Genomic DNA, 24,426 nt, shown 5'->3' on the forward strand with positions numbered 1-24,426 from the left:
CGCCATGGCAGCGCATCGTGTGACCGCCCCGGCACCCCCGGCGGACGGGACCAAGGTGAAGGGTCCGGCGTCGTACTTCCCGAGCATCGAGACGACGTACGGGCGCCCGGTGCAGGAGTGGCTCGACCTGGTCGCCGACCGGCTCGAGGACCACCAGCACATGGAGGTCGTCGGGTGGCTCAAGGCCGAGCACGGCCTCGGGCACGGGCACGCGAACGCCCTGGTCGCCTTCGTGAAGCAGGCGCTCGCCTCCTGAGCGGACGCGGCGCTCGCCTGTGGTTCGGCGGGCGTCGGTCGCGGCGCTCGCCTGTGGTTCGGCGGGCGTCGGTCGCGCTGCTGGCCGCGTGGTGCGGCGGGTGTCGGTGGTCGTTCCTAGCGTGGGGGCGTGGCCGAACCCGTCGATGCGTGGTGGCGCCGCCGACAGTGGTCGCGCGGCGAAGCGGTGCCGTACGCCGTCGGACAGTTCCGCGCCGACTGGGCGCCGTACCCGGTACTCATCCGGCAGTACCACCCCGACTGGAACCACGGCGTCGTCCTGACCCAGGTCCCCCCGGCGGCCGACGTCCTGCTCACCTGGGAGTGCGACGTCGGGCACGTCTTCGTGGCGACCCCGTCCGAACAGCGGTCCCGCCCGGGCCGTGAGCGCCGCCGCTCCGTCTGGTGCCCCGAGTGCGCGGTGCAGGCCCAGCCGCAGCGGTGGCCGGTGCTGCCGTCGGACTGGCCGCAGGCCGTGCCGGTGCCGCAGCGGGTCGTCCGGAGTGCGGGACGACAGACCCTGCCGGCGGCTCCGGTGCGCGGGGTCCCGGCGGGAGCCGTCGCGTCGAGCCGTTCCCGGTCCCGTCGGCCCGTCGCCGGGTCGGCCGGTGGGGCGCCACGGCGGAGCGCTCAGTCCGTTCCCCGCACGATCTGTCCGAAGACCCCTCGGCTGCCGTCGGGTGAGTCGTTCACGAGCGTCTGCGCCCCGGCGACGGCCTCGGCGGTCGAAGCCGAACTCCGGGGCATGCTGTCCGAGCGGTTCGCGTTCACGTACGACCACTCCGCGATCCGACTCGACCGCCCGTTCTTCGACCACGTCGAGGCCTGGCCGGACATCATCCTGCCCGAACTCCGCGTCGCCATCGAGTACGACTCCACGGGTCGGCACGGGCTCGAGCACGTCGGTCCACGGCAGGAGACCGACCGGAGGAAGGACCGAGCCGTCCGTGCCGTGGGGTGGGAGGTCGTCCGCATCCGCACCGGTCGGCTGCCGGCACTCGGCCCGCACGACCTGCAGGTCTCGGGTGTCTCCGGCCGGACCGTCGACCGGCTGGCGGACACCCTGCGCGAGCTCCGGGGCGCGTTGTTCGTCGACGCGTACGCCCGGTGACGCCGTCGATCGGGGGACACGCACGACCCGCCGGGGTACAGCCCGGCTGGGAGCGATCGCGCGCGACGGGTAGGTATACATGGTGACCACGGTCTTCTGTCTCCACGCCCTCGGCGCGAGTTCCGAGGAGTTCGCGCTGCTCCGCGCCGAACTCCTCGGCGACCTCGACCTCATCGGCATCGACCTGCCCGGCTTCGGCCGGAGCCCGGCGTCGTCCGGCACCACCGTCGAGGAGATGGCCGTCCTGGTGGAGCGCGCGATCGGCGCGAGCGGCTCGACGGAGTGGATGCTCCTCGGGCACTCGATGGGCGGCAAGGTCGCCACGGCGGTGGCCGACCGCACGATCACCGGCGCGAACGGCCTGTTCGGGCTGCGAGCCGTGGTGCTCCTCGCCGCGTCCCCGCTCGCTCCCGAGCCGATGGACGACGACCGCCGCCGGACGATGCTGTCGTGGGCTGCCGGTGGCCCGATCGGCGTCCAGGACGCCGAGGAGTTCGTCGGCGCCAACACCGCGGGACCCCTGGCGCCCGCGCGCCACATCGCGGCGGTGCAGGACGTCGAGCGGACCGACCCCGCCGCCTGGACGGACTGGCTGTCCCGCGGCAGCCGCGAGGACTGGTCGGACGCCGCGCCGAACCCGGTGCCGGCCCTGGTGCTCGCCGGTGCCGAGGACGGCGACCTCGATGCCGACGCCCAGCGCCGCCTGACGCTGCCGCACTGGCCGAACAGCGAGCTCCACGTCGTCGACGGGGCCGCCCACCTGCTGCCCTGGGAACAGCCGGAGGCCGTGGCCGAGCGCATCCGCGACTTCTGGCAGCGCCGGGTCACGGGGTCGCCGACCGTCCCCGTGGAGCACGCCCGCGTGATCGCCTCGCCGCGGGTCAGTGCCCGCACCCGAGGCCTGCTCGCCCAGCGGTCCCTGCCCGACGACCCGGCCGCCGCACCCCACGCCTTCACGCCGACGCAGCTGGACACCCTCCGTGCGGTCGCGCGGATCGTCGTCCCGCAGCCCGGCCCCGACCAGGTCGACCTGGCGCTGCGGGTGGACGCGCAGCTGGCCGCCGGGCTCGGCGACGGCTGGCGGCCGGACGGCCTGCCGGTGGACGCCGAGGCCTACCGCGCCGCGCTCGACGTCCTCGCCGCACCCGCCCGCGACGGCGTGCTCGACCAGGCCCTCGAGTCCGTGGCGGCCGGGCGGTACCGCGCCGACGGTGCCCTCGACGCCGAGCAGCTGCGCGCCTGGTTCGAGGACGCCAGCGTCGACCTCGTGAAGCACTGGCTCGCACACCCCGCCACCATGGCCGCCATCGACTTCGACGGCTACGCCAACGGAGGTGACGGCGTCCGCAAGCAGGGCTTCCAGCTCCTCGCTGCCGACGAGCGCGAGGCCTGGGAGCCCGAGGCACCCGACGGCCCCCGTCCCACCGCCACGATCGACCCCGCACCGACGACCGGAGCAGCACGATGAGACTCGACGGACAACGCACGTACGGCACGGACGACGTCGTCGACGTGGTGGTGGTCGGCACCGGGGCCGGGGGAGCACCGCTCCTCGCATCGCTGGCGCGCCGTGGCCTGACGGTCGTCGCGCTCGAAGCCGGCCGCAACACCGAGCCGGGCGACCACGTGCCGGACGAGGTCGCCGCCCCCGGGGACATCAACTGGATGGACGAGCGGCTGAGCGGCGGTGGAGCCCCCACGGCCTTCGGCCCGAACAACAGCGGCACGGGCGTCGGCGGGTCGACGTTGCACTGGGGCGCGTTCACCCCGCGGCCGAGCGAGCACGACCTGCGACTGCGGACCGAGAGCGGCGCGGGGCAGGACTGGCCGATCAGCCACGCCGAACTCACCGGCTGGATCGAGCAGGTCGAGCACGACGTCGGCGTCGCCGGCCCCGAGTACTACCCGTGGGACCCGTCCCGCCGCTACCGGATGCGCCCGCCGGCCCGGAACGCCTCGTCGGACATGATGATGCGCGGCACCGCGGCGGCCGGGATCACCGCGACGGACGCCCCGGTCGGCCTGACCACCGAGGACCGGCACCAGGAGCACCACGGGCTGCGCCAGGCATGCGTGTCCTGCGGGTCCTGCCACCAGGGCTGCCGGAACGGCGCGAAGGTGTCGATGGACACGACCTACCTGCCCGCCGCGGTGGCGTTCGGTGCCGAGATCCGTCCGGAGTCCTTCGTGCACGGCATCGAGCTCGACGCGGCGGGACGGGTCGAGGCGGTCCTGTACACCGCCGACGGGCGCGAGCACCGCCAGCGCTGCCGGAGCCTCGTCCTCGCCGCGGGTGGTGTCGAGACGCCGCGGCTGCTCCTGCACACCGGTGTCGCGAACGGCAGCGGACAGGTCGGCCGGAACTTCACCGCGCACGGAGCCACCCAGGTGTGGGCGCGGTTCGACGAGTCGATGCGCTCGTACCGCGGGTACCCGTCGTCGATCATCACCGAGGACTTCGTCCGACCGGCGGACGCCGACTTCGCGGGCGGCTACCTCATCCAGAGCCTGGGCGTGCAGCCGCAGACCTTCGCGACGTCGCTGGTCCGGGGCGGCGGACTCCGCGGTGCCGAGCTGGTCCGGGCACTGCAGGACTACCCGTTCTCGGCCGGCGTCGGCATCAACGCCGAGTGCCTGCCGTACGACGACAACCGCCTCGAGCTGACCGACGAACTCGACGAGCACGGTGTCCCGCGTGCTCGGGTCTCGTTCACCCCGGGTTCGAACGAGGAGGCGATCCGCCGCCACGCGGTGCGCACGATGACGACCATCGTCGAGGCTGCCGGCGGCCAGGACGTCCGGGTGCTCGAACGCACGGCGCACACCATCGGCACCGCGCGGATGGGCACGGACCGCGAGACCTCCGTCGTCGACCAGGACGGCCGCTCGTGGGAGGTCCCGAACCTGTGGATCGCCGACAACTCGGTGTTCCCGAGCGCGGTCATCGCGAACCCGGCGCTGACGATCATGGCGCTCTCGCTCCGCACCGCCGACCGCATCCTGCAGGCCGCCTGAGCAGGCACTCCGACCAGCTGGGCACGGGATCCGACCGCCCGGTCGCGGCTCAGCCCCGCAGCGCGAGCGCCTCGCTCGTCCACCGGGCGTGCAGGTCCCACGGATCGTCGACTCCGGCAGCGACGGTGTCCACGTGGGCCAGGAGTTCCGGCGTCGCCCGGAACCACTCGGTACCCGGGTAGCGGCTGGCGGCGAAGGTGGCGTGCCGTCGGCGTTCGAGGGTCCGGTCACCGCGCTCGAACGCCAGCAGGTCCTGGTGCGGGATCGCCGCGAGCCGCTGCCGGGGGTTCATCGTCGTACCGATCTTGATGCGGTCACCGAAGTCGTCGCGCATCCGCAGGTAGTAGACGACGTCGACTCGAGGGGGAGCGAGGTCGCCGTCCGGCACCTCCCCCCAGCGCCACTCGCACCGGGCGCACACCACGCCCGAGGGGTACCGCACCCCGATCCGAGACCCGCACGCCGGGCACGGACCGGGCAGCGCGTCCTCGATGCCGGAGTGTTCGGCCGCGAGGTCGGCGACGAACGCGACGTGCGCACCGCACAGGGGGACGCCCGCGAGACCATCCGCGAGCACGCCTGCGCAACCCGGCACGCAGCACGAGGAGGAGACCATGCCCCGAACGCTAGCCCGACCCACCGACGTGCCCCGGGCCTCCCGGCCGCTGCGCGCGCGGGGCGTACCGGGCACACCTGGTCGAATCGGGCGTACCCGGTCGAATCGGGTGTACCCGGTCTGTTCTTCCGACCAGGGACGCCCGTTCTCACCAGCCATCGCGCGCGTTCTGGGAAGGACCGGCCAGGCAGGCAGGCAGGCCGCCGTCAGTCGGTGAAGATCACCCCGACGGGCTCGCGCTTCTCCTCCTGGAACTCGTCCTCGCCGCGACCGAGCGCCCAGTACGCCGACAACGACATCTCGCGCTTCACCAGCCCCCAGTCATCCTGCAGCAGCCGACGGATCGCCTTCATCGCGGTCCGCTCGCCGTGCGCGAAGACCTGGACCGGCCGGGAGGCACGCGGCAGCCCGCGGGCCGTCTCCAGCAGGAGCGTGCCCGGCTGGGCGCCGGTGGCGTCCCGGTGCAGCCACCGCAGGTCGACCCCGGCCGGGTGCCGGAGGTCCTGCTCGTCGGCGGGCCCGGCCACCTCGACCAGGGCGACCCCGGTGGCGGAGTCGGGCATCGACTCGAGTGCTGCGCCGATCGCGGGCAGGGCGCTGTCGTCACCGAGCAGCACGTGCGTGACCGCCGGGTCGGTGGTCGGCGCGTAGCCACCACCGGGCCCGGACAGGGCGAGCCGGTCGCCCGGCTGTGCGGACGCTGCCCAGGGACCGGCGAGGCCGTCGTCGCCGTGCACGACGAAGTCGATCGCGATGGTCCGTGTGGTGTGGTCGACCGCGCGCACCGTGTACGTGCGGCGGGCGGGGCGGTCGTGCTTCGGCAGGGTCTCGCGCAGGGCCTCGAGGTCGTACGGCGGCACGAGTCCGAGCGACGGCTTCGCGAGCAGGAGCTTGACGTACTTGTCGGTCGCGCCGAGCCGGTCGGGGTCGGCCTGGGCGACGAAGTCCTCGAAGGCCGAGCCGCCCAGGTGCACGCGCACCATGTGGGGCGAGAGCCGTTCGGTGCGGTCGACGACGAAGACGTGCTGGGGGCGTTTGGGTTTCGAGCTCATCGTGGGGGAGCTTCCTCTCGCGGGTTCGGCGCCACCTGGGTGATCCCTGCTTGACGCGCGCATCACTAAGGTTAGCCTTACCTCATGGACTCGACCGTCATCCCGTTCTCCGAGCTGCTGCGGCGTCGCACGCGGCGCTCGCACGGTGCCTCGGCCACGAGCGGCTTCATGCAGGACCTGCTCGGCGGCGACTGCAACGTCGCCGACTACGCGGACCTGCTCGGACAGTACGCCTTCGTGTACGACGCGCTCGAGCGGGCGGCGGAACGCATGGCCGACCACCCCGTGGCGGCGCCGTTCGTCACCGCGCAGCTCACCCGGATGCCGGCGATCCGTGCCGACCTCGAGTACCTGATCGGCCCGGACTGGTCCGAGCTGGTGTGCCCGCTGCCCGCGACGACCGCGTACGTGCGACGCCTCAACGAGGTCGCGGCGGAGTGGCCCGGCGGCTTCGTGGCGCACCACTACACGCGGTACCTCGGCGACGTGTCCGGCGGGCACGTGATCGGCCAGGTGCTGGCCGAGCGGTTCGGGTTCGACACGAACGGAGTCCTCTTCTACATCTTCGACCAGGTCGCCGACCCGAGCGACTTCGAGCACACCTACCGGGCCCAGCTCGACGCCGCGCCCTGGACGGCCGGGGAGCAGGAGCGGGTGATCGCCGAGGTCGAGCTCGCCTACGAGCTGAACCGGGGGCTGCTCGCCGGCCTCGATGCCCGCCGTGCGCCGTTCCGTCAGGAACCGGGCAGCGCCTCCGTGCCCGCCTGACCCCACGCCAGGCAGTACCCGGAGCGGGGCCGCGCGTGGGACCGCGCGGACCCGGCCCTGCGCGGACCCCGCCCCGCGTCCGTCCGGACCCCGCCCCGCGTCCGTCCGGACCCCGCCCCGCGTCCGTCCGGACGGTCGACGTCACGTGCCTCCCGGTGCCGATACGCTGCTGGGACCCGGGACCAGCCTCCCGGACGACCCGGAAAGGACTCCATGACGGCGATCGACGGATCTGCACGCCACGAGCGCGCGCGGGACGACGTCAGCGGTGCGGTCGACAGCGACCTGCGCGCCGACGTCCGGTACCTCGGCAACCTCCTCGGCCGGGTGCTGCGGGAGAACGGGGGCGACGAACTGCTCCACGACGTGGAGTCGTTGCGCGCCGCCGTGATCGACGCCTACGAGGGCGACCACGCCGAGGGCGCAGCGCGTGCCCAGGCGATCGTCTCGGGCATGTCGGCCGAACGCGCCGAGGCCGTGGCGCAGGCGTTCACCACCTACTTCCACCTCACCAACCTGGCCGAGGAGCACCACCGTGTGCGGGTCCTCCGCCAGCGTGGTGACGACGGCGGCGTGGCCGGCGACTCGTTCCCCGCCACCTACGCCGAGCTCGTCGCCGAGGTCGGCGAGGCCGAGGCCGCCGAGCGCCTCCGCACCCTGCGGTTCCACCCGGTGCTGACGGCCCACCCGACCGAGGCCCGCCGCCGCGCGGTCACCACGGGTGTGCGCCGCATCACGGATCTCATCGACGAGCGCGACCGCGCCCGGAACGCGACGGCCCGCGCCGAGAACGAGCGCCGCCTGCTCGAGGAGATCACGACCCTCCTACGCACCTCGCCGCTCCGGACCACCCGGCCGACCCCGCTCGACGAGGTCCGCACCGCGATGAGCGTGTTCGACCAGACCCTGTTCGAGATCGTCCCGCAGGTCTACCGCCTGCTCGATGACCGGCTGCAGGGCGACGACGCCGGTCGTGCATCCGTGATCGCGCCCGCGTTCGTGCGGTTCGGCACCTGGATCGGCGGCGACCGCGACGGCAACCCGCACGTCACGGCCGACGTCACCCGTCAGGCCGCCGAGATCGCGGCGGAGCACATCCTGCTCGGCCTCGCCCGCGCGACCACCCGCATCGGCAGCGCCCTGACCCTCGACGCCAGTGACACCCCCGCGGACGCCGGACTCACCGCCCTCGTGGCCGCGCAGGAGTCCCTCGACCCGGGAATCGCCGAGCGCATCGGCGTCCGCGCACCGAACGAGACCCACCGTCGTGCGCTCCTGTTCGTGGCCGCGCGCATCGACGCCACCCGGACCGGCACCACGCCGCTCGCCTACGACGGCCCCGAGGCGCTGCTGGCCGACCTCCGCACCATCCAGACGTCGCTCATCGCTTCCGGTGCCGTCCGCCCGGCGAACGGTGAGCTGCAGAACCTCGTCTGGCAGGTCGAGACCTTCGGCTTCCACCTGGCCGAACTCGAGGTCCGCCAGCACTCCCAGGTGCACCGCACGGCCCTCGCCGAGATCCGCGCCGGTGGCGAACTGAGCGAGACCACCGAAGAGGTCCTCGCCGTCTTCCGCACGATCGCCGGGCTGCAGTCCCGCTACGGCGTGCGCGCGGCGAACCGGTACATCGTGTCCTTCACCCAGTCGCCGGCGGACCTGGCGAACGTGCACGAACTCGCGGTCGCCGCACTCGGGTCCGCCGAGGCCGCGCCGGTGCTCGACGTCATCCCCCTGTTCGAGACCTTCGCCGACCTGCACGCCAGTGTCGACATCCTCGACGAGGCCGTGCGCACCGAGGCGTTCCAGCGACGCCTCGCCGCAACCGGCCGTCGGCTCGAGGTCATGCTCGGGTACTCGGACTCGTCGAAGGACGTCGGCCCGGTGTCCGCGAACCTGGCGCTGTACGACGCGCAGGCCCGCATCGCCGACTGGGCCCGCGACAACGACATCGAACTGACCCTGTTCCACGGCCGGGGCGGTTCGCTCGGCCGGGGTGGCGGACCCGCCAACGAGGCCGTCCTCGCGCAGCCGCCGGGGTCGATCGACGGCCGACTCAAGCTCACCGAGCAGGGCGAGGTCATCTTCGCCCAGTACGGCGACCAGGACATCGCCGCACGGCACCTCGAGCAGATGGCCTCGGCGACGCTGTTCGCGTCGTCGCCGTCGAACGAGGCGCGCACCGCCGCCGCGGCCGCCCGGTTCGCCGACCTCGCACAGCAGCTCGACGACGTCTCACGCGTCGCCTTCTACGACCTGGTCAAGGCCGACGGCTTCGCGCCCTGGTTCGCCCGGGTCACCCCGATGGAGGAGATCGGCCTGCTGCCCCTCGGCTCCCGCCCGGCCCGACGTGGCCTGTCGGTGGAGTCGCTCGAGGACCTCCGTGCCATCCCGTGGGTGTTCTCGTGGACGCAGGCGCGCATCAACCTCGCCGGTTGGTACGGGCTCGGCTCTGCGCTCGAGGCCGTCGGCGACGTCGACGTGCTCCGCGCCGCCTACGCCGAGTGGCCGCTCTTCGCCGCGATGATCAAGAACGTCGAGATGTCGCTCGCGAAGACCGACGAGCACATCGCCCGCCGGTACCTCGAGCTCGCCGACCGTGACGACCTCGCCGCGAAGGTGCTCGACGAGATGGCCCGCACCCGCGACTGGGTGCTCCGCGTCTCCGGCGGCAGCGACGTGCTCGAGGACCGACCCGTCCTCGCCCGCGCCGTGCGCCTGCGCAGCCCGTACGTCGACGCCCTGTCGCACCTGCAGCTCCGGGCGCTGCGCGCCATCCGCACCTCCGGCAGCACGGATCCGACGGACGCCGACCACCGGCTCCTGCTGCTCACCGTCAACGGGATCGCCGCCGGCCTGCAGAACACGGGCTGACGCCCCCACCCGACGGACGGGAGGCCTGGTGCCAGCTGGCACCGGGCCTCCCGTCCGTCCGCGCGCACGTCTCGTGCTGACCGCCCAGCGGTCACGATGCGTCGGCTGCGCCTCGCGCCGTCGGTCGGCCTGAGCGGTCGGGACCCGTCGGGCGGCCCCGGCCGAGTGGTCACGAAGCGTCGGCTGCGCCGTCGCCGGGCGACGGAACGCGACCACTCGGTGAACGTGAGCGGGTTGTCGTGACCGCTCGCGGCGCCGGACAGGAGGCCCGTGGCGGGCCCGCACCGGGCCTCCCGTCCGTCCGCGCGCACGTCGCCGGCCGCGCTTCGGCAGCAGGAACGGTCGCGTCCGGCACCGCGAACCGACCGTTCCTGCTCACGAAGTGCTCGTCGAATCGATTCGGGGACGCGTAGCGTGTCCGAGGTGACGACGGAGCGCAGGACGGGACCGACGACGACCGTGCTGCCCCCGATCGTGCCGCTGGCGCTCATCGTCGGGGTCTCGCCGTTCGCGACCGACATGTACATCCCCGCGCTCCCGGCCATCGCGCGCGACCTCGGCACCACGCCCGGCGCGGTGCAGCTCTCGCTCACGGCGTTCCTCGTGGCCTTCGCGGTCGGCCAGCTGCTCGTCGGACCGGTGAGTGACGGGATCGGTCGTCGGCCGATGCTCGTCGTCGGGACCGCCCTGTTCGCCCTCGCGTCGGTCGGCTGCGCGCTCGCCCCCGACGTCGTGACGCTGGTGGTGGCCCGCGTCGCCCAGGGACTCGCCGGAGCCGCGGGTGCCGTGGCCGGCCGGGCGATGGTGTCCGACGTGACGAGCGGCACCCGGATGGCGAAGGTGTTCGGCACGCTCGCGGCCATCAACGCGACCGGACCCGTGGTGGCACCGCTGGCCGGGGGAGCGGTGCTGACGGTCGGCACGTGGCGGCTCATGTTCGTCGTGCTGGCCGCGCTCGGTGCGGTGTTCTTCGTGGCCGTGGTGCTGCGGTTCCGCGAGACCCTGCCGCGGGAGCGACGCGGCGGCGTCGGGTTCGCGGCCAACGGGCAGCGGATCCGCGCGCTCCTGGCGATCCCGCGGTTCCGGGCCTACGTGCTGAGCGGCGTGCTGTCGACGGTGGGGTTCTTCGCCTACATCGCGACGAGCTCGTTCGTGTTCCAGTCGGAGTACGGCTTCTCCGAAGGGATGTACACCCTGGTCTTCGCCACGAACGCGTCGATGATGATCGTCACGACGGTGCTGTTCAGTCGGCTCGTCGGACGGTTCACCGAGGACGCTCTGCTGTCCCTCGGCCTGGCCGTCGGGACGGTCGGAGCCACGGCCGTGCTCGTGTCGGCGATCCTGGGGCTCGGTCCGGTGCCGGTGTGGTGCGCGCTCGCGGTCGTGACGGCCGCGTGGGGCTTCGTGCTGCCGGCGGCGATGACCCGCACGCAGCACGTCGGCTCGGCGCACCCGGGCACCGCGGCCGCGCTGCAGGGCGGGCTCACCTTCGGCATCGGCGGTCTCGGCACCCCGCTCGCCGGCGCCCTCGGTGGCACTGCACTGGCGATGGGCGGGGTGATGGCAGTGCTGATGGCCGCAGCCGTCGTGGTGCAGGTGACGGCGACGCGGCGAAACCGGTCACACAACTGAGGGTCGGAGCCGGTAGGTTGCTGGTTGCAAGGCGCACCGATCTGAGGAGACCCACCGAGATGGACATCGTCGTACACGAGGCGGAGACCGACACCGCCGTCCTGGAGTGCAGCGGCCGGCTCAACATGGTCTCCGCGCCCACGTTCCGCGAGACCGTCGCCCAGATCGTCGGCAACGGGCGATCGCGGCTCGTGGTCGAGCTCTCCGCGGTGGAGTTCATGGACTCCTCCGGCCTCGGCGCCCTGGTCGGCAGCCTGAAGACCGCGCGGCAGGCCGGCGGCGACCTCCGGATCGCGGCACCGTCGGAACAGGTGCAGATGGTGCTCAAGCTCTCCAACATCGACAAGATCCTGCGGACGTACCCCGACGGGGACGCCGCGGTGACCGACTGGTGATGACCGCCCCCGTCGCCGAGCACATGCTCGCACTGGCGTGCCCCCCGGACGACGTATCCGCGGTGCACGACTTCCTCGCGGGCGTGTGGCAGGACGAGCCGTCCGTCTCCGCCGAGGACCGCATGGCCCTCGAGCTCGCCCTCGTCGAACTCACCTCGAACGTCATCGAGCACGGCGCGCGTGCGGACGGCGTCTCCTGCGAGCTCCGGCTCGAGATCGGCGACGAGCGCTTCCAGGCGCTCCTGTCGGACGACGGCGTCGCCGCGACGGTGGACCCCGATGCCGCCGTGCTGCCCGACGACTTCGCCGAGGGCGGTCGCGGACTCGCACTCGTCCGCATGGTCGTCGACGACCTCCGGTACGAGCGCGTGGCGGACCGGAACCGGTGGACCGTGCTGCGGGACCGGCACTGAGCACGACCGGTCCGGCAAGGCGCTGCGGTGCCCGTGATCCGTCCGGCGCACTCGACGAGCCGGAATCCGCAATGCGGCTCGGTCGATTGCTGCGCATCACGGACACCGTGTGACGATCTGCGCGATGAGTGCTGAGCCCGATCCCCGGATGCGGTTCGAGACGTCCGGGACCACGCTCGACGCGGCCGTGCGACTCTACGAAGAAGCCTACGAGAGCACCGGGTTCTCGGCGTCCCGCACCGATCGTCCGTTCGGGTACCGGTTCCAGGTCGTGGGCGACGACACGATGACGTTCCGATCCACTCGGTTCGACGGACGGATGCAGGGCGAGGTCGAGGTCCCCGACGAGTACGTCGTGATGTGGACCTCGGACGGCGGCGGACGCGTGGACGTCGGTCGGCAGGAGGTCGACCTCGCGCCCGGCACGCCCCGGGTGTTCCCGACGCGTCGCCCCTTCGTGTTCGATCTCCAGGAGGTCCGACAGAGCCTGGTCCAGTTCGACCGCACGTACCTGGAGCGCGTCGCCGCCGAGGTGCACGGCACCCGGACCGGGCCCCTCGTGTTCGACCACACCGCAGCACCCCGACCGGAGGACCTGCGCGCCTGGAACGCGCAGGTGCAGCGTGCGGCAGCGATCGTGCTCGGTCCGGCGCCGCTCACCGAGCTGGCCCTCGCCGAGACGGTGCGCGAGACCGCCCTGGCGTTCCTCGACACGTTCCCGCACGAGACGATCGCCCCCGACGTCGCACTGCCCCAGGGAGCCACGGGGCGCGTCCGCGAGGCCGTGGAGTTCATGCACGCGTTCGCCCACACGCCGATCACGACCACGGACGTCGCGGCGCACGTCGGCCTGAGCGTGCGGGGCCTCCAGCAGGCTTTCCAGCGGCAGGTCGGCACGGCGCCGAACGCCCTGCTGCGGGGGATCCGACTGGACCGCGTGCACGAGGAGCTCCGGCGCGCGTCGGCGGGAGACCTGACGGTGGCGAGCGTGGCGCTGCGCTGGGGCTTCGCGCACCTCGGTCGGTTCTCGGCGGCGTACGCATCCCGCTTCGGGCAGTACCCGCGCGACACACTGCAGCAGCCCCGAGGCGCGGTCCCGCAGCCCTGACCGGGCGGGAGGTCGGCGTCACACCCGGGATCGGTGCGACGCGGTTCGCTACGCTGCCCCGGTGAGCAGACCGCGACCGTGGGTGATCGTCCCGGGCATCTGGAACTCGGGCCCGGACCACTGGCAGTCCGTCTGGGAGCGGGAGCAGCAGGACGAGCACGACGAGCGCGATCGGCGCGACCACCGGCAGCACGCCGCCGTCCGCATCGCCCCCACCTCGTGGAGCGACCCGGATCCCGACGACTGGCGCGCCGCGATCTCGACGGCCGTGGCCTCGTGCGCGGAGCCCCCGGTCCTCGTCGCCCACAGCCTCGGCGTCCTGGCCGTCGCCGACTGGCTCGCCACCACGGCGCATGCTCCCGCGCTCGTCGCCGGTGCCTTCCTCGTCGCCCCGCCCGACCCGCTCGGTGACTCGTTCCCGGACGAGGCACTGGGCTTCGTGACACCGCGCCAGGCGCCCCCGGCCCAGCGGGTCCCGACGCGCCTCGTCGTGAGCGACGACGACCCGTACTGCAGCGCGGACCGGGCCCTCCTGTTCGCCGAAGCGATGGGCGCAGAGGTCGTCCGTGTCGGTGCCCTCGGGCACGTGAACGTCGCCAGTGGTGTCGGTGCCTGGCCCGCGGGACGGGAACTGCTGCGGGTGTTCGAGGACGGCCTCCGCCCACGTCGGTGATCACGGGGCGCGACACGCCGCTCAATTCCGCTCCGATATGGCAGGCGGTGCAGCGACACTCCGGCGATGTCCCGCGTTCCTGCCCGCGCGATATTTATGCTTCGGACATGGAGACCCAGTCCGGCGCACGCACCCCGCTCGTGGACCCGTTCGGCCGCGAGCTCGAGGAGTGGCTCCGCGACGCACCAGCGACCCGTGCCCCGTACGTGCCGGACCTCGTCGTCCCGCCCGTCACCGGTCCGATGCAGCGTCCCGGCCATGCCGCGATCACCGCCGACGACGCGCCCGCGACTGCCGCCGTCTCCGCCGACGTGACCGCCGCCGCGACGACCGCTCCCGCGCACGTCGCCAGCCCGGCACCGGCCGACGAGACGACCCGGTCGGCACCCGTCGCGGCTCCGGCGTTCCGCCGCGACCGCGCCCGCCACGCCGCCGTCTGCGCCCCGTCGTTCCCGGAGCCGCCGGAGCGTCTGGCCCTGCGCATCGAGGACCTCGCCGTCGAGGTGTCGTCGTCCACGGGCCGCAGCACCATCGAGCGCATCGTCCTGCTCGAGGCCGAGGTCCGCCGCCGTGACGAGGACCTGGCGCGGCTCGCCGCGTGGGAGGCCACCGTCGCCGATTCCGACGACCCCGAGGTGACCGCCGCCCGCGCCTTCGCCCACACCGTCTTCGCCGACCTGCTCACCGACGCCGCCGCCGAGGCGGACCGACGTGACCGCGCCGCAGCCCGCCGCGCAGCGACCGCGCCCGTGGCGCCCGTCACCCGGCCGGCGCCCGTGCCGAGCCGCGCAGCACGGCACGTCCCCGCAGCGGCGCAGGCACCCGCACCGGAAGCCGCGGCGGTGGTGGAACTCGTCACCCCGGAACGCGACGAACCGGTCCGACCGGTGCTGGGCCTCCCGGCCGTGTCCCCGGTGTCGGCGGCCACGCGACCGACCCCGCTCGTCCTGCCCGCCACCGGGCCGACGGTCATCGACCGTGCGGCCTTCGCCGCCGCGCTCACCGCGCACCAGGGCGTCATCGCCAGCACGCCGGTCGTCCTGCCGGACGCCGTCGCCGCACCGGTCGTCCCCGCCCCCGTCGCGGACGCGGCAGAAGCCGACACCGACACCGACACCGACACGGCGGCGGAGCCGGCCCCGGCCGGCTGGTGGTCGCGACTCGTCGACCGGCTGCTCGGCCTGCTCGGTCGTCGCTGACGGCTCGCGGGTGCCCCGTGCGGGGCGGTCGCCTCGGTACACTGACGGGATGCCGACGCTCCGCGAACTCCAGGCCGTGATCGAGGACCTGTGGCCCGCCGCCGGTGCCGAGTCGTGGGACTCCGTCGGGCTCGTCGCGGGCGACCCGGACGCCACCGTCGAGCACGTGCACCTCGCCGTCGACGCGGTCCCGGCCACCGCCCGTGAAGCCGTCGAACTCGGCGCCGGGCTCCTGCTCACGCACCATCCGCTGCTGCTCCGCGGGGTGACGACGATCGCGGAATCGACCTACAAGGGCAGCGTCCTCGCGACCCTCGTGCGTGGCAGCAGCGCCCTGCTCGCGGCGCACACCAACGCCGACGTCGTGACGACCGGCACCTCGGCCGTCCTCGCCGATCGCCTCGGGCTCACCGAGCAGCGACCGCTCGACGCCGCAGCCGACCCCGACACGGGTATCGGCCGGGTCGGGGTGCTGCCCGAGGGGACGACCCTCGGCGCCCTCGCCCGGAAGCTCGTCGACCTGTTGCCGCCCACCGCGACCGGCGTCCGCGTCTCCGGTGACTTCGACCAGCACGTCCGCACCGTGGCGCTCTGCGCGGGTGCGGGCGACTCGCTGCTCGGCCATCCCGCCGTGCTCGACGCCGACGTGTACATCACGAGCGACCTGCGGCACCACCCGGCCTCGGAGTTCCGCGAGCAGGCGCTGCTCGGCGGCGGGCCGGCGCTCATCGACACCTCGCACTGGGCCACCGAGTGGCTCTGGCTCGACGTCGCCGCAGCGCAGCTGCGCACCCGGGCCGGGGTCCGCGTCAGCGTGAGCGACCTCCGCACCGACCCGTGGGACTTCGCCGTCCTGCCGGCCGCCGAACCCACCACCCCCACAGAAGGAGCTTGACCATGAAGGCAGCACCCGAGGACCAGGTCATCCTCCTCGACGTCCAGCGTCTCGACAACGACGTCACCCGCATCGCGCACCGCATCACGTCGTTGCAGAAGGGCGACCAGCTGACCGAGCTGAGCAAGCAGGCCGCGGCGCTCCGGAGCGAACTCGTCGCCGCCACCGGCGAGGTCGAGGACGCCGAGCGCGACCTCGCACGCCTGGAGTCCGACACCGCTGTGGCGCAGGCGCGCGTCGAACGCGACACCACGATGCTGCAGAACGTCGCCAACGCGAAGGACGCGGCCGGACTGCAGAGTGAGCTCGACTCGCTGCAGCGGCGCATCGGCGGCCTCGAGACCGCCGAACTCGAGATCATGGAGAACCTCGACGGACTCCGCGCCCGGGTCGGTGACATCGAGGCGAAGCTCGCCGACGTCGAGGCCGCTCGCGGTGGTCTGGTCGCCGAGCGCGACGCCGAGATCGCCCGACTCACCGCCGACCGCGAGTCCGCCGAGCAGGCCCGCGCCGACGTCGCCGCCAAGGTGCCGGCCGAGCTGCTCGCCCTGTACGACCGGCAGCGTGCGCGGTACGGCTTCGGTGCCTCGCTGCTGCAGGGCGGCGTGTCGACGGCGTCCGGCGTGGCGCTCAACAACTCCGACCTGCAGACCATCCGGCGGGCTGCGCCCGACGACGTGGTGCTGTGCCCCGACAGCGACGCGATCCTGGTGCGGACGGCCGAGTCCGGGCTGTAGACGCGAGCGACGTCCGGACAGGAGGCGCGGTGCCCGACGGCACCGCGCCTTCTGTTCGTTCGTGGGCTGGTCGCAACGCGTCGCGCGCGTGGCGCCGAGCGGTCACGAACTGTCGGCTGCCGACGTGCTGGCCGACAGTTGGCGACCACTCGGCGAACCTGAGCGGGGAGTCGTGACCGCGCGCGCCGAGCGCCCCGGTGCGAGCCAACGTGGCGAGGAGAAGGGGCGAATGGGCCGGCCGTACGCCGGGTTCTGTCCCGCCGCTTGCACGGCGGTGACGGCCATCTCTCTCGGACCGACGTTGCCGTCGGCCTCCAGCGGTCTACCCGAGGACTCGGCGAGCAGCCTCAACGTCCTCTGTCTGACCTTGCTCCGGGCGAGGTTTACCGAGCGGATCCGGTCACCCGGACCCCTGGTGGTCTCTTACACCACCGTTTCACCCTTACCGACGTTGCCGCCGGCGGTCTGCTTTCTGTGGCACTGTCTCGCGGATTGCTCCGGGTGGGTGTTACCCACCGCCCTGCTCTGTGGAGCCCGGACGTTCCTCGGCGCTCCCGGGGGAGCGACGCGACCGTCTCACCGACCCATTCGCTGGAGCGAGTCTACCCGGCTCCGCGGTGCCCGCTGCGAGGGGAGCCCCTCGCCAGGCGTACCTGATGAGAACGGGCGTCCCTGGTCAGAAGTTCCGACCAGGGACGCCCGATTCGACCAGGTACGCCCGACCAGCGCTAGACGCTGCGCGCTGCCAGGGTCGCGGCGCCGATGATGCCGGCGTTGTTGCGGAGCGTCGCGGGGATGATGTCGGCCTGCAGGTCGAGCAGCGGGAGGAACTCCTCGTACTGCTTCGAGACCCCGCCGCCGACGACGAAGAGCTCGGGGAGAGCAGCGCCTCGAGCGTCGAGTAGTACTTCTGCAGGCGCTTCGCCCAGTGCTTCCAGGACAGGTCGTCGCGCTCCTTGGCGGCGAACGAGGCGCGCGACTCGGCGTCGTGCCCCTCGATCTCCAGGTGCCCGAGCTCCGAGTTGACGATGAGCACACCGTCGTTGATGAGCGCGGTGCCGATGCCGGTGCCGAGCGTCGTCACGATGACCAGGCCGTCCTTGCCCTTGGCCGCACCGAACTGCTGCTCGGCGAACCCGGCGGCGTCGGCGTCGTTGACGAAGTGGATGGAGCGGCCGAGTTCCTTCTCGAACAGCGCCTCGGCCTCGAAGCCGATCCACTTCTTCGACACGTTCGCGGCGGACATCGTCTTGCCGTCCCGCACGATCGCCGGGAAACAGACCCCGACGGGGACGTCGTCACCGGGCGCGAGCTCACCGATGATCTCCTTGACCACCGCCGTGATGTCCTGGGGCTTCCCGCCCTCGGGCGTGGCCTTCTTGATGCGGTCCGTGGTGAGGGCGCCGGACGCGACGTCGACGATCGCGCCCTTGATGCCCGTACCACCGATGTCGACGCCGACTGCGAGGGAGGTCATGAGGTTGTCGTGCCTTTCGGTTGCCTGCCGGAGGTGTCCGGTCAGGAGACGGTGAGGAGCTCCGCGCCGCGTTCGGTGACGACGAGGGTGTGCTCGAACTGCGCGGTCCACGACTTGTCACGGGTCGAGACCGTCCAGTCGTCAGACCAGATGTCGGCGTCGATGCCGCCGAGCGTGAGCATGGGTTCGATGGTGAACACCATGCCGGGTTCGATCACCGTGTCGTACTGCGGTGCGTCGTAGTGGGGGATGATCAGGCCGGAGTGGAACGCCCGACCGACGCCGTGTCCGGTGTAGTCGCGGACGACGCCGTAGCCGAAGCGCTTCGCGTACGCCTCGATGGCGCGACCGATCACGTTGACCTGCCGCCCCGGTGCGACGGCCTTGATGCCGCGGCGCAGTGCCTCTTCGGTGCGGGTGACCAGGTCCGACACCTCGGGCGCGGCGTGTCCGACGACGAAGGTGCGGTTCGTGTCGCCGTGCATGCCGTCCTTGTAGGCGGTGATGTCGATGTTGACGAGGTCGCCCTCCTGCAGGACGGTGTCGTCGGGGATGCCGTGGCAGATGACCTCGTTCAGGCTCGAGCACAGCGACTTCGGGTAGCCGCGGTAGCCGAGGGTGGAGGGGTAGGCGCCGTGCGCGACGACGAACTCGTGCCCGATCCGGTCCAGTTCGTCGGTGGTCACACCCGGGCGGATGGCCTCGCCGACGGCGTCGATGGCCTGCGACGCGATGCGTCCGGCGACCCGGATGCGCTCGACCTCGTCCGGTGTGTAGGTGTCACCGAGACCGTGCTCGTGGGGCTCGACCTTCCCGACGTACTCCGGACGCTCGATGTCCTTCGGGACGGCGCGGTGCGGGGAGATGCGGCCGGCGGTCAGGTGTCCGTGTTCGTCCCGGGGCATGCGGACCACTCTAGCCGCGGCGCGACGCGCCGAACGCAACCGCCCCAGGGGGGCGAGCCGACGGGGTGGGCGTGACTGTCTGGAGGCCCGGTGCCGGTCCGCCGGACCGGCACCGGGCCTCCAGGCGCGCCGAGCCTCGGACCGGCGGACAGAATCCGGTAGGCGCGACATGGAAGCCGTCCGGGGAGCCGAGGCTCGGCGCGGAGCCGCCCGGTTGCCGGTCCGTCGGGTCCGCGACGTGGGTACGGTGGGCGGCATGAGCGAAGAACGCATCGAGTCCCAGTGGTGGTTCAACGACAAGACCGGCCAGGTCGAGCAGGGCCCGCAGTCGCCGCAGCGCGACCGGATCGGCCCGTTCGCGACGCGCGAGGAGGCGCAGCACGCGCTCGACCGCATCGCCGCGAACAACGAGAAGTGGGACGCCGAGGACCGCTGAACACCGTGGCCGGCGCCCCGGTGACGGCGCGTCGCACGGCCCCGCGCACACCGCCGGACCACTAGCCTGGGACGAGGCCCGCCAGCGGCCACCCGATACACGGAAAGGTCGTGCATGGACAAGCAGACGGACTTCGTGCTCCGCACCATCGAGGAGCGCGGCATCAAGTTCATCCGACTCTGGTTCACGGACGTCATCGGGACGCTGAAGTCGGTGGCGATCGCCCCGGCCGAGGTCGAGGGCGCGTTCGCCGAGGGCATCGGGTTCGACGGCTCCGCGATCGAGGGCCTCACCCGTTCGTACGAGGCCGACGTCCTGGCGCACCCGGACCCCTCGACGTTCCAGATCCTGCCGTGGCGCGGCGAGATCGACCCCACCGCGCGGATGTTCTGCGACATCACGACACCGGACGGGCAACCCGCCGTGGCGGACCCCCGCAACGTGCTGAAGCGCACCCTGGCGCGGGCGAGCGACCGTGGGTTCACGTTCTACACGCACCCCGAGATCGAGTTCTACCTGCTGAAGAGCCGCGAGTGGAAGGACGGCGGCCCGCAGCCCGTCGACCAGGCCGGCTACTTCGACAACGTCCCCGGCGGCAGCGCGCACGACTTCCGCCGCCGGTCGGTCCGGATGCTCGAGGACCTCGGCATCTCGGTCGAGTTCTCGCACCACGAGGCCGGCCCCGGGCAGAACGAGATCGACCTCCGCTACGCCGACGCGTTGACGATGGCGGACAACATCATGACCTTCCGCACCGTCGTGAAGGAGGTGGCGATCGAGCAGGGCGTCTACGCGACCTTCATGCCGAAGCCGATCTCGGGCCAGCCCGGTTCCGGCATGCACACCCACGTCTCGCTGTTCGAGGGCGACCAGAACGCCTTCTACGAGGCCGGTGGCCAGTACCAGCTGTCGCAGACGGCCAAGCACTTCATCGCCGGCGTACTCAAGCACGCGCCGGAGATCACCGCGGTGACGAACCAGTTCGTCAACTCGTACAAGCGGCTCTGGGGCGGCGACGAGGCCCCGTCCTTCGTCACCTGGGGCCACAACAACCGCTCGGCACTGGTGCGCGTGCCGCTCTACAAGCCGAACAAGGGCCAGTCCTCACGGATCGAGTACCGCGGGATCGACTCGGCAGCGAACCCCTACCTGGCGTACTCGCTGCTGCTCGCCGCCGGCCTCAAGGGCATCGAGGAAGAGTACGAACTCCCCGCCGAGGCCGAGGACAACGTGTGGAGCCTCAGCGACTCGGAGCGCCGCGCCCTGGGCTACAGCCAGCTGCCCGCGAGCCTCGACCACGCCCTGAGCCTCATGGAGGACTCGGAGCTGGTGGCCGAGACCCTCGGCGAGCAGGTGTTCAACTTCGTGCTGCTCAACAAGCGGCAGGAGTGGAAGCGCTACCGCGACCAGGTCACCCCGTTCGAGCTCGACACCAACCTCGGCGCGCTCTAGAACCGAGCGCCCTGACCCCTCGGGAGCACGTTCCACATGACCGGTCGGACGACGACGTCACGTTCGGAGCTGGCCCGTCTGGGGTTCGCGGAGCTGTCGGAGAGCCTCGAGCGGGCTGCCGACCTGGAGGCCCGGTTCGGCCCCGACCTGCCGCTGCCGTTCGCCGGGTCTGCCGCGCTCTGGGGCGGCACCGCTGATCCGGACGGTGCCCTGCGGATGCTCGAGCGGCTGCTCGAGCGCGCGCCGGACGAGCTCCGCCCCGTCCTGACGGACGACGCAGCGACCGAGCGTCTGATCCGCCTGCTCGGTGCCTCGATCGGCCTCGGGGAGTTCCTGCACCGTCGTCCGGCCGAGCTGGCACTGCTGCTCGAGCCGGTCGGTGAACCGTGGTCGCAGGAGCGGTACACGGCGTCGCTGACCGAGGCGGTCGACGGTGCCACGGGTGAGGACGCCCGGATGCGCCTGCGTGTGCGCTACCGCCGGCACCTGGCCCAGATCGCCCTGTTCGACGTGCTGCACCCCGTGCCGACGGACGCGTTCCCGGCGGTCGCGGCCGGCCTCGCCGACCTTGCCGGAGCCACCCTCGACGCCGCGGTCGACATCGCCCGGCGCGAGGTCCCGTTCCCCGCGGCCGACGTCGCGGCGACCCCTCTCGCGGTGATCGCCATGGGCAAGGCCGGCGCACGCGAACTCAACTACGTCAGCGACGTCGACGTCATCTTCGTCACCGAGCCCACCGACGACGTCCCCACCGACCGGGCGGTGCTCGTCTCCACTCGCATCGCGATCGCCGCGATGCACGCGATCACCGACCTCGCCGCCGAACCGGCGCTGTGGGAGGTCGACGCGAACCTCCGGCCCGAGGGCAAGGACGGCGCACTCGTCCGCACGCTCGACTCGCACGTGGCGTACTACGAGCGCTGGGCGAAGGGGTGGGAGTTCCAGGCGCTGCTCAAGGCCCGCCCGATCGCGGGGTCCGCCGACCTCGGCGCCCGGTACGCCGAGGCCGTCGCGTCGTTCGTGTGGAACTCCGCCACCCGGCCGGGGTTCGTCGAGTCGGTGCAGCGCATGCGCGAGCGGGTGACCGAGCACATCCCCGACGCCGACGTCGACCGGCAGCTCAAGCTCGGCCCCGGTGGCCTGCGGGACGTCGAGTTCACCGTGCAGCTCCTGCAGCTCGTGCACGGCCGTGACGACCCGTCCGTCCGGGTGCGGTCGACGCTCGAAGCCATGGACGCCCTGACCGACGCCGGGTACGTCGGGCGCGCCGAGGCCGCTCGGTTCGGGCCGGACTACGCCCTGCTCCGGGTGCTCGAGCACCGCATCCAGCTCCGGCGCATGCAGCGGACGCACCTCATGCCCTCCGACGAAGAGGAGTTGCGGGTGCTCGCCCGGTCGAGCGGTGTCGCGGCGTCCGCCCCGGCGCTCGAGGCCCGTTGGCGTGCCGTGAAGCTCGAGGTCCGCGGGCTGCACGAGCGCCTGTTCTACCGGCCGCTGCTGTCGGCCGTAGCCTCCACCGAGGACGAGATCGTCCTGACCAACGACCAGGTCGTCGACCGGCTCGCCGGTGTCGGGTTCGTCGACCCCGCCGGTGCCGTCGGCCACATCCGCGCCCTGACGCAGGGCACGAGCCGGCGCGCGGCGATCCAGCGGAACCTGCTCCCCGTGCTCCTGCGCTGGATGGCCGAGGGGCCGGCACCCGACCGTGCGCTGCTGGCCTTCCGCCGGCTGAGCGACAGGCTGGGGGAGTCGAGCTGGTTCCTCCGCATGCTGCGCGACTCGTCCGGCGCCGCGCACTCGCTCACCACGGTGCTGTCCGAGTCGGCGTTCCTGTCCGGGCTGCTCGAGCGGTTCCCCGAGGCGGTGGCCTGGCTCGACGAACCCGAGGCGCTCCTGCGTCCGCGGCCGATCAACGCCCTGCTCGCCGAGATGACCGCGACCACCGCCCGGCACGGCGACGACGTCGACGGCTCCGCGGCGCTGCTCCGGTCGGCTCGACGTCGGGAGACGCTGCGGCTCGGCATGGCCGCCGTGCTGGGCTCGCTCGACGTCGACGGTCTGGGCCCGGCCCTGAGCGATGTCACCGAGGCCACCCTCGCCGGCGCCCTCGCGCTCGCCCGCCGTGACGCCCCCGAGGGCTTCGAGTTCGGGATCATCGCGATGGGCCGGTACGGCGGGCGGGAGCTCGGCTTCGGCTCGGACGCCGACGTGCTGTACGTCTACCGCGCATCCGAACTGGCCCCCGAGGTCGCGTCCCGGACCGCCCAGACCATCGTGCGTGAGCTCAACCGCCTGACCGAGGACACCATCCACCCGCTCGACCTCGACATCGACCTGCGCCCCGAGGGCAAGAACGGTCCCGTCGTGCGGACGCTCGAGTCCTACGGCGCCTACTACGCCCGCTGGTCGCTCACGTGGGAGGCGCAGGCGCTCCTCCGCGCCCGCGGGGCCGTCGGCGACGCGCAGCTCCTCCGTGACTTCGAGCACCTCGCCGACCGCACCCGGTACCCGGAGCGGATCGACGACCACCAGGTGCGCGAGGTCCGTCGCATCAAGGCCCGCGTGGAGTCGGAGCGGCTGCCCCGCGGTGCCGATCCGGCACGACACCTCAAGCTCGGCCGGGGATCGCTCAGCGACGTCGAGTGGTTCGTCCAGCTCCTGCAGCTGCAGCACGCGCTCGAGATCCCGTCGCTCCGGACCACCTCGACGCTCGAGGCGCTCGACGCCGCGGTCGACGCCGGACTCGTCGGCGCCGAGGACGGCGAGCGGCTCGGGGCCGCCTGGCGCTTCGCGTCGCGCACCCGCAGCGCCCTCGTGCTGTGGTCCGGGAAGACCACCGACGTCCTGCCCGTCGACCGCGTCCAGCTCGAGGGCGTCGCCCGTCTGATGGAGTACCCGCCGGGTTCTGCGAGCCACCTCGAGGACGACTACCTCGGCGTCACGCGGCGCGCCCGACAGGTGTTCGAGCGCGAGTTCTACGGCGCCTGACCCGCCCGCGACGCCGCGTCCGACCCGCCGGCGACGCCGCGTCCGACCCGCCGCGGACGCAGCGCCCGACCGCCGCCGACGCAGCGCCGAGCGTCCCGCGACACGCCCGAGCGTCCGCGGACGGACCCGACCTGAGCAGCCGTCGAAGGTTAATTCTCCGTGTCGCACGACGTCCCCCGACGACACCCTCTTCGTACCCCTGTTTGAAACGGAGCCCGGCTCGTTACCGTGCCGTGACCGAACTCCCACCGGACCGCCAGGGGGCCGTTTCCGACGTCGCCCGACACGCCGTGCGACCCGGCGCTGACCGGGGATTTCTGTCGGAGCCGACCCGTGCCTCCGGGCCGCACCTGTCGCCCATCCGACGGAGCAGGCGTCGAGGTGTGGTCCGCAGGAGTGCTGTCAGCACCACGGGGGACCGCTCCGAC

20 protein-coding genes, 1 other RNA gene and 1 pseudogene are annotated in these 24,426 nt (G+C 72.7%); 17 read left to right on the forward strand and 5 right to left on the reverse strand.

Annotation, left to right across the window (positions count from 1 at the left end; all coding sequences use genetic code 11):
* The first annotated feature begins 4 nt into the window (after nucleotides 1-4).
* The 4 genes from OE229_RS10685 (at nucleotide 5) to OE229_RS10700 (ending at nucleotide 4,381) form a co-directional block, all read left to right on the forward strand.
* The gene (locus OE229_RS10685; RefSeq protein ID WP_262137983.1) at nucleotides 5-256 is read left to right on the forward strand and encodes a DUF4287 domain-containing protein; all 252 of its coding nucleotides are present in this window, start codon (nucleotides 5-7) and stop codon (nucleotides 254-256) included.
* Nucleotides 257-385: 129 nt separating this feature from the next.
* Entirely contained in the window at nucleotides 386-1,366 is a 981-nt protein-coding gene (locus tag OE229_RS10690; RefSeq protein WP_262137985.1) for a hypothetical protein, read from the forward strand.
* A gap of 79 nt (nucleotides 1,367-1,445) precedes the next feature.
* On the forward strand, nucleotides 1,446-2,834 hold the full coding sequence (locus tag OE229_RS10695) for an alpha/beta fold hydrolase (protein WP_262137988.1): 1,389 nt from the start codon (nucleotides 1,446-1,448) through the stop codon (nucleotides 2,832-2,834).
* A complete protein-coding gene (locus tag OE229_RS10700) occupies nucleotides 2,831-4,381 on the forward strand; it encodes a GMC family oxidoreductase (protein WP_209134564.1) in 1,551 nt (516 codons plus the stop codon). Before OE229_RS10695 ends, OE229_RS10700 begins: the two co-directional genes overlap by 4 nt.
* 49 nt (nucleotides 4,382-4,430) lie before the next feature.
* Here the strand turns inward: OE229_RS10700 and OE229_RS10705 are convergent, their stop codons facing one another.
* Entirely contained in the window at nucleotides 4,431-4,997 is a 567-nt protein-coding gene (locus OE229_RS10705; protein WP_259577680.1) for a GIY-YIG nuclease family protein, read from the reverse strand.
* Nucleotides 4,998-5,203: 206 nt separating this feature from the next.
* Nucleotides 5,204-6,049, reverse strand: coding sequence for a siderophore-interacting protein (locus tag OE229_RS10710; RefSeq protein ID WP_262137991.1), 846 nt, complete (start codon nucleotides 6,047-6,049; stop codon nucleotides 5,204-5,206).
* An 84-nt stretch (nucleotides 6,050-6,133) separates the two neighbouring features.
* Here OE229_RS10710 and OE229_RS10715 point away from each other — a divergent pair, with 84 nt between their 5' ends.
* The 10 genes from OE229_RS10715 (at nucleotide 6,134) to OE229_RS10760 (ending at nucleotide 16,740) form a co-directional block, all read left to right on the forward strand.
* The gene (locus OE229_RS10715; RefSeq protein WP_263344444.1) at nucleotides 6,134-6,817 is read left to right on the forward strand and encodes a biliverdin-producing heme oxygenase; all 684 of its coding nucleotides are present in this window, start codon (nucleotides 6,134-6,136) and stop codon (nucleotides 6,815-6,817) included.
* Between the two features lie 213 nt (nucleotides 6,818-7,030).
* Nucleotides 7,031-9,688 (forward strand): phosphoenolpyruvate carboxylase, encoded by a 2,658-nt coding sequence (locus OE229_RS10720; protein WP_182066971.1) that lies wholly within the window; start codon nucleotides 7,031-7,033, stop codon nucleotides 9,686-9,688.
* Between the two features lie 423 nt (nucleotides 9,689-10,111).
* Entirely contained in the window at nucleotides 10,112-11,320 is a 1,209-nt protein-coding gene (locus OE229_RS10725) for a multidrug effflux MFS transporter (RefSeq protein WP_262137993.1), read from the forward strand.
* A 59-nt stretch (nucleotides 11,321-11,379) separates the two neighbouring features.
* Nucleotides 11,380-11,715 (forward strand): STAS domain-containing protein, encoded by a 336-nt coding sequence (locus OE229_RS10730; protein WP_262137995.1) that lies wholly within the window; start codon nucleotides 11,380-11,382, stop codon nucleotides 11,713-11,715.
* Complete coding sequence (locus OE229_RS10735; RefSeq protein ID WP_247737825.1) at nucleotides 11,715-12,128, forward strand: ATP-binding protein; 414 nt, start codon at nucleotides 11,715-11,717, stop codon at nucleotides 12,126-12,128. Before OE229_RS10730 ends, OE229_RS10735 begins: the two co-directional genes overlap by 1 nt.
* Before the next feature lie 124 nt (nucleotides 12,129-12,252).
* Complete coding sequence (locus tag OE229_RS10740; protein WP_182066969.1) at nucleotides 12,253-13,236, forward strand: helix-turn-helix transcriptional regulator; 984 nt, start codon at nucleotides 12,253-12,255, stop codon at nucleotides 13,234-13,236.
* 61 nt (nucleotides 13,237-13,297) lie between these two features.
* A complete protein-coding gene (locus OE229_RS10745; protein WP_262137997.1) occupies nucleotides 13,298-13,909 on the forward strand; it encodes an RBBP9/YdeN family alpha/beta hydrolase in 612 nt (203 codons plus the stop codon).
* Nucleotides 13,910-14,016: 107 nt separating this feature from the next.
* On the forward strand, nucleotides 14,017-15,108 hold the full coding sequence (locus OE229_RS10750) for a hypothetical protein (protein WP_262137999.1): 1,092 nt from the start codon (nucleotides 14,017-14,019) through the stop codon (nucleotides 15,106-15,108).
* A gap of 49 nt (nucleotides 15,109-15,157) precedes the next feature.
* Entirely contained in the window at nucleotides 15,158-16,003 is an 846-nt protein-coding gene (locus OE229_RS10755; protein ID WP_182066966.1) for a Nif3-like dinuclear metal center hexameric protein, read from the forward strand.
* A 2-nt stretch (nucleotides 16,004-16,005) separates the two neighbouring features.
* Nucleotides 16,006-16,740, forward strand: a complete 735-nt coding sequence (locus OE229_RS10760; RefSeq protein WP_027465445.1) for a zinc ribbon domain-containing protein — start codon at nucleotides 16,006-16,008, stop codon at nucleotides 16,738-16,740.
* Nucleotides 16,741-16,966: 226 nt separating this feature from the next.
* Here the strand turns inward: OE229_RS10760 and rnpB are convergent.
* From rnpB to map, 3 genes and pseudogenes are all read right to left on the reverse strand, one after another.
* Nucleotides 16,967-17,327, reverse strand: an RNA gene (rnpB, locus tag OE229_RS10765) — RNase P RNA component class A.
* A gap of 141 nt (nucleotides 17,328-17,468) precedes the next feature.
* Nucleotides 17,469-18,217, reverse strand: a pseudogene (ppgK, locus tag OE229_RS10770) (polyphosphate--glucose phosphotransferase).
* A 41-nt stretch (nucleotides 18,218-18,258) separates the two neighbouring features.
* Nucleotides 18,259-19,122, reverse strand: coding sequence for a type I methionyl aminopeptidase (gene map, locus OE229_RS10775; RefSeq protein ID WP_182067036.1), 864 nt, complete (start codon nucleotides 19,120-19,122; stop codon nucleotides 18,259-18,261).
* A 256-nt stretch (nucleotides 19,123-19,378) separates the two neighbouring features.
* Between map and OE229_RS10780 the strand changes: the two genes are divergently transcribed.
* From OE229_RS10780 to OE229_RS10790, 3 genes are all read left to right on the forward strand, one after another.
* Nucleotides 19,379-19,558, forward strand: a complete 180-nt coding sequence (locus tag OE229_RS10780) for an SPOR domain-containing protein (RefSeq protein WP_111023013.1) — start codon at nucleotides 19,379-19,381, stop codon at nucleotides 19,556-19,558.
* 114 nt (nucleotides 19,559-19,672) lie between these two features.
* Entirely contained in the window at nucleotides 19,673-21,010 is a 1,338-nt protein-coding gene (gene glnA / locus OE229_RS10785) for a type I glutamate--ammonia ligase (RefSeq protein WP_027465449.1), read from the forward strand.
* Between the two features lie 36 nt (nucleotides 21,011-21,046).
* On the forward strand, nucleotides 21,047-23,998 hold the full coding sequence (locus OE229_RS10790; protein WP_262138001.1) for a bifunctional [glutamine synthetase] adenylyltransferase/[glutamine synthetase]-adenylyl-L-tyrosine phosphorylase: 2,952 nt from the start codon (nucleotides 21,047-21,049) through the stop codon (nucleotides 23,996-23,998).
* Nucleotides 23,999-24,426 lie beyond the last annotated feature (428 nt).

This window comes from Curtobacterium poinsettiae (genome assembly GCF_025677645.1).
GTDB classification, from domain to species: domain Bacteria; phylum Actinomycetota; class Actinomycetes; order Actinomycetales; family Microbacteriaceae; genus Curtobacterium; species Curtobacterium poinsettiae_A.

Excerpts from the sequence above, each read along its gene's own strand:
- OE229_RS10685 (WP_262137983.1), top strand. The coding sequence starts at position 5 with ATGGCAGCGCATCGTGTGACCGCCCCGGCACCCCCGGCGGACGGGACC.
- OE229_RS10695 (WP_262137988.1), top strand. The coding sequence starts at position 1,446 with ATGGTGACCACGGTCTTCTGTCTCCACGCCCTCGGCGCGAGTTCCGAG.
- OE229_RS10700 (WP_209134564.1), top strand. The coding sequence starts at position 2,831 with ATGAGACTCGACGGACAACGCACGTACGGCACGGACGACGTCGTCGAC.
- OE229_RS10705 (WP_259577680.1), bottom strand. The coding sequence starts at position 4,997 with ATGGTCTCCTCCTCGTGCTGCGTGCCGGGTTGCGCAGGCGTGCTCGCG.
- OE229_RS10710 (WP_262137991.1), bottom strand. The coding sequence starts at position 6,049 with ATGAGCTCGAAACCCAAACGCCCCCAGCACGTCTTCGTCGTCGACCGC.
- OE229_RS10715 (WP_263344444.1), top strand. The coding sequence starts at position 6,134 with ATGGACTCGACCGTCATCCCGTTCTCCGAGCTGCTGCGGCGTCGCACG.
- OE229_RS10720 (WP_182066971.1), top strand. The coding sequence starts at position 7,031 with ATGACGGCGATCGACGGATCTGCACGCCACGAGCGCGCGCGGGACGAC.
- OE229_RS10730 (WP_262137995.1), top strand. The coding sequence starts at position 11,380 with ATGGACATCGTCGTACACGAGGCGGAGACCGACACCGCCGTCCTGGAG.
- OE229_RS10735 (WP_247737825.1), top strand. The coding sequence starts at position 11,715 with ATGACCGCCCCCGTCGCCGAGCACATGCTCGCACTGGCGTGCCCCCCG.
- OE229_RS10740 (WP_182066969.1), top strand. The coding sequence starts at position 12,253 with ATGAGTGCTGAGCCCGATCCCCGGATGCGGTTCGAGACGTCCGGGACC.
- OE229_RS10750 (WP_262137999.1), top strand. The coding sequence starts at position 14,017 with ATGGAGACCCAGTCCGGCGCACGCACCCCGCTCGTGGACCCGTTCGGC.
- OE229_RS10755 (WP_182066966.1), top strand. The coding sequence starts at position 15,158 with ATGCCGACGCTCCGCGAACTCCAGGCCGTGATCGAGGACCTGTGGCCC.
- OE229_RS10760 (WP_027465445.1), top strand. The coding sequence starts at position 16,006 with ATGAAGGCAGCACCCGAGGACCAGGTCATCCTCCTCGACGTCCAGCGT.
- map (WP_182067036.1), bottom strand. The coding sequence starts at position 19,122 with ATGCCCCGGGACGAACACGGACACCTGACCGCCGGCCGCATCTCCCCG.
- OE229_RS10780 (WP_111023013.1), top strand. The coding sequence starts at position 19,379 with ATGAGCGAAGAACGCATCGAGTCCCAGTGGTGGTTCAACGACAAGACC.
- glnA (WP_027465449.1), top strand. The coding sequence starts at position 19,673 with ATGGACAAGCAGACGGACTTCGTGCTCCGCACCATCGAGGAGCGCGGC.
- OE229_RS10790 (WP_262138001.1), top strand. The coding sequence starts at position 21,047 with ATGACCGGTCGGACGACGACGTCACGTTCGGAGCTGGCCCGTCTGGGG.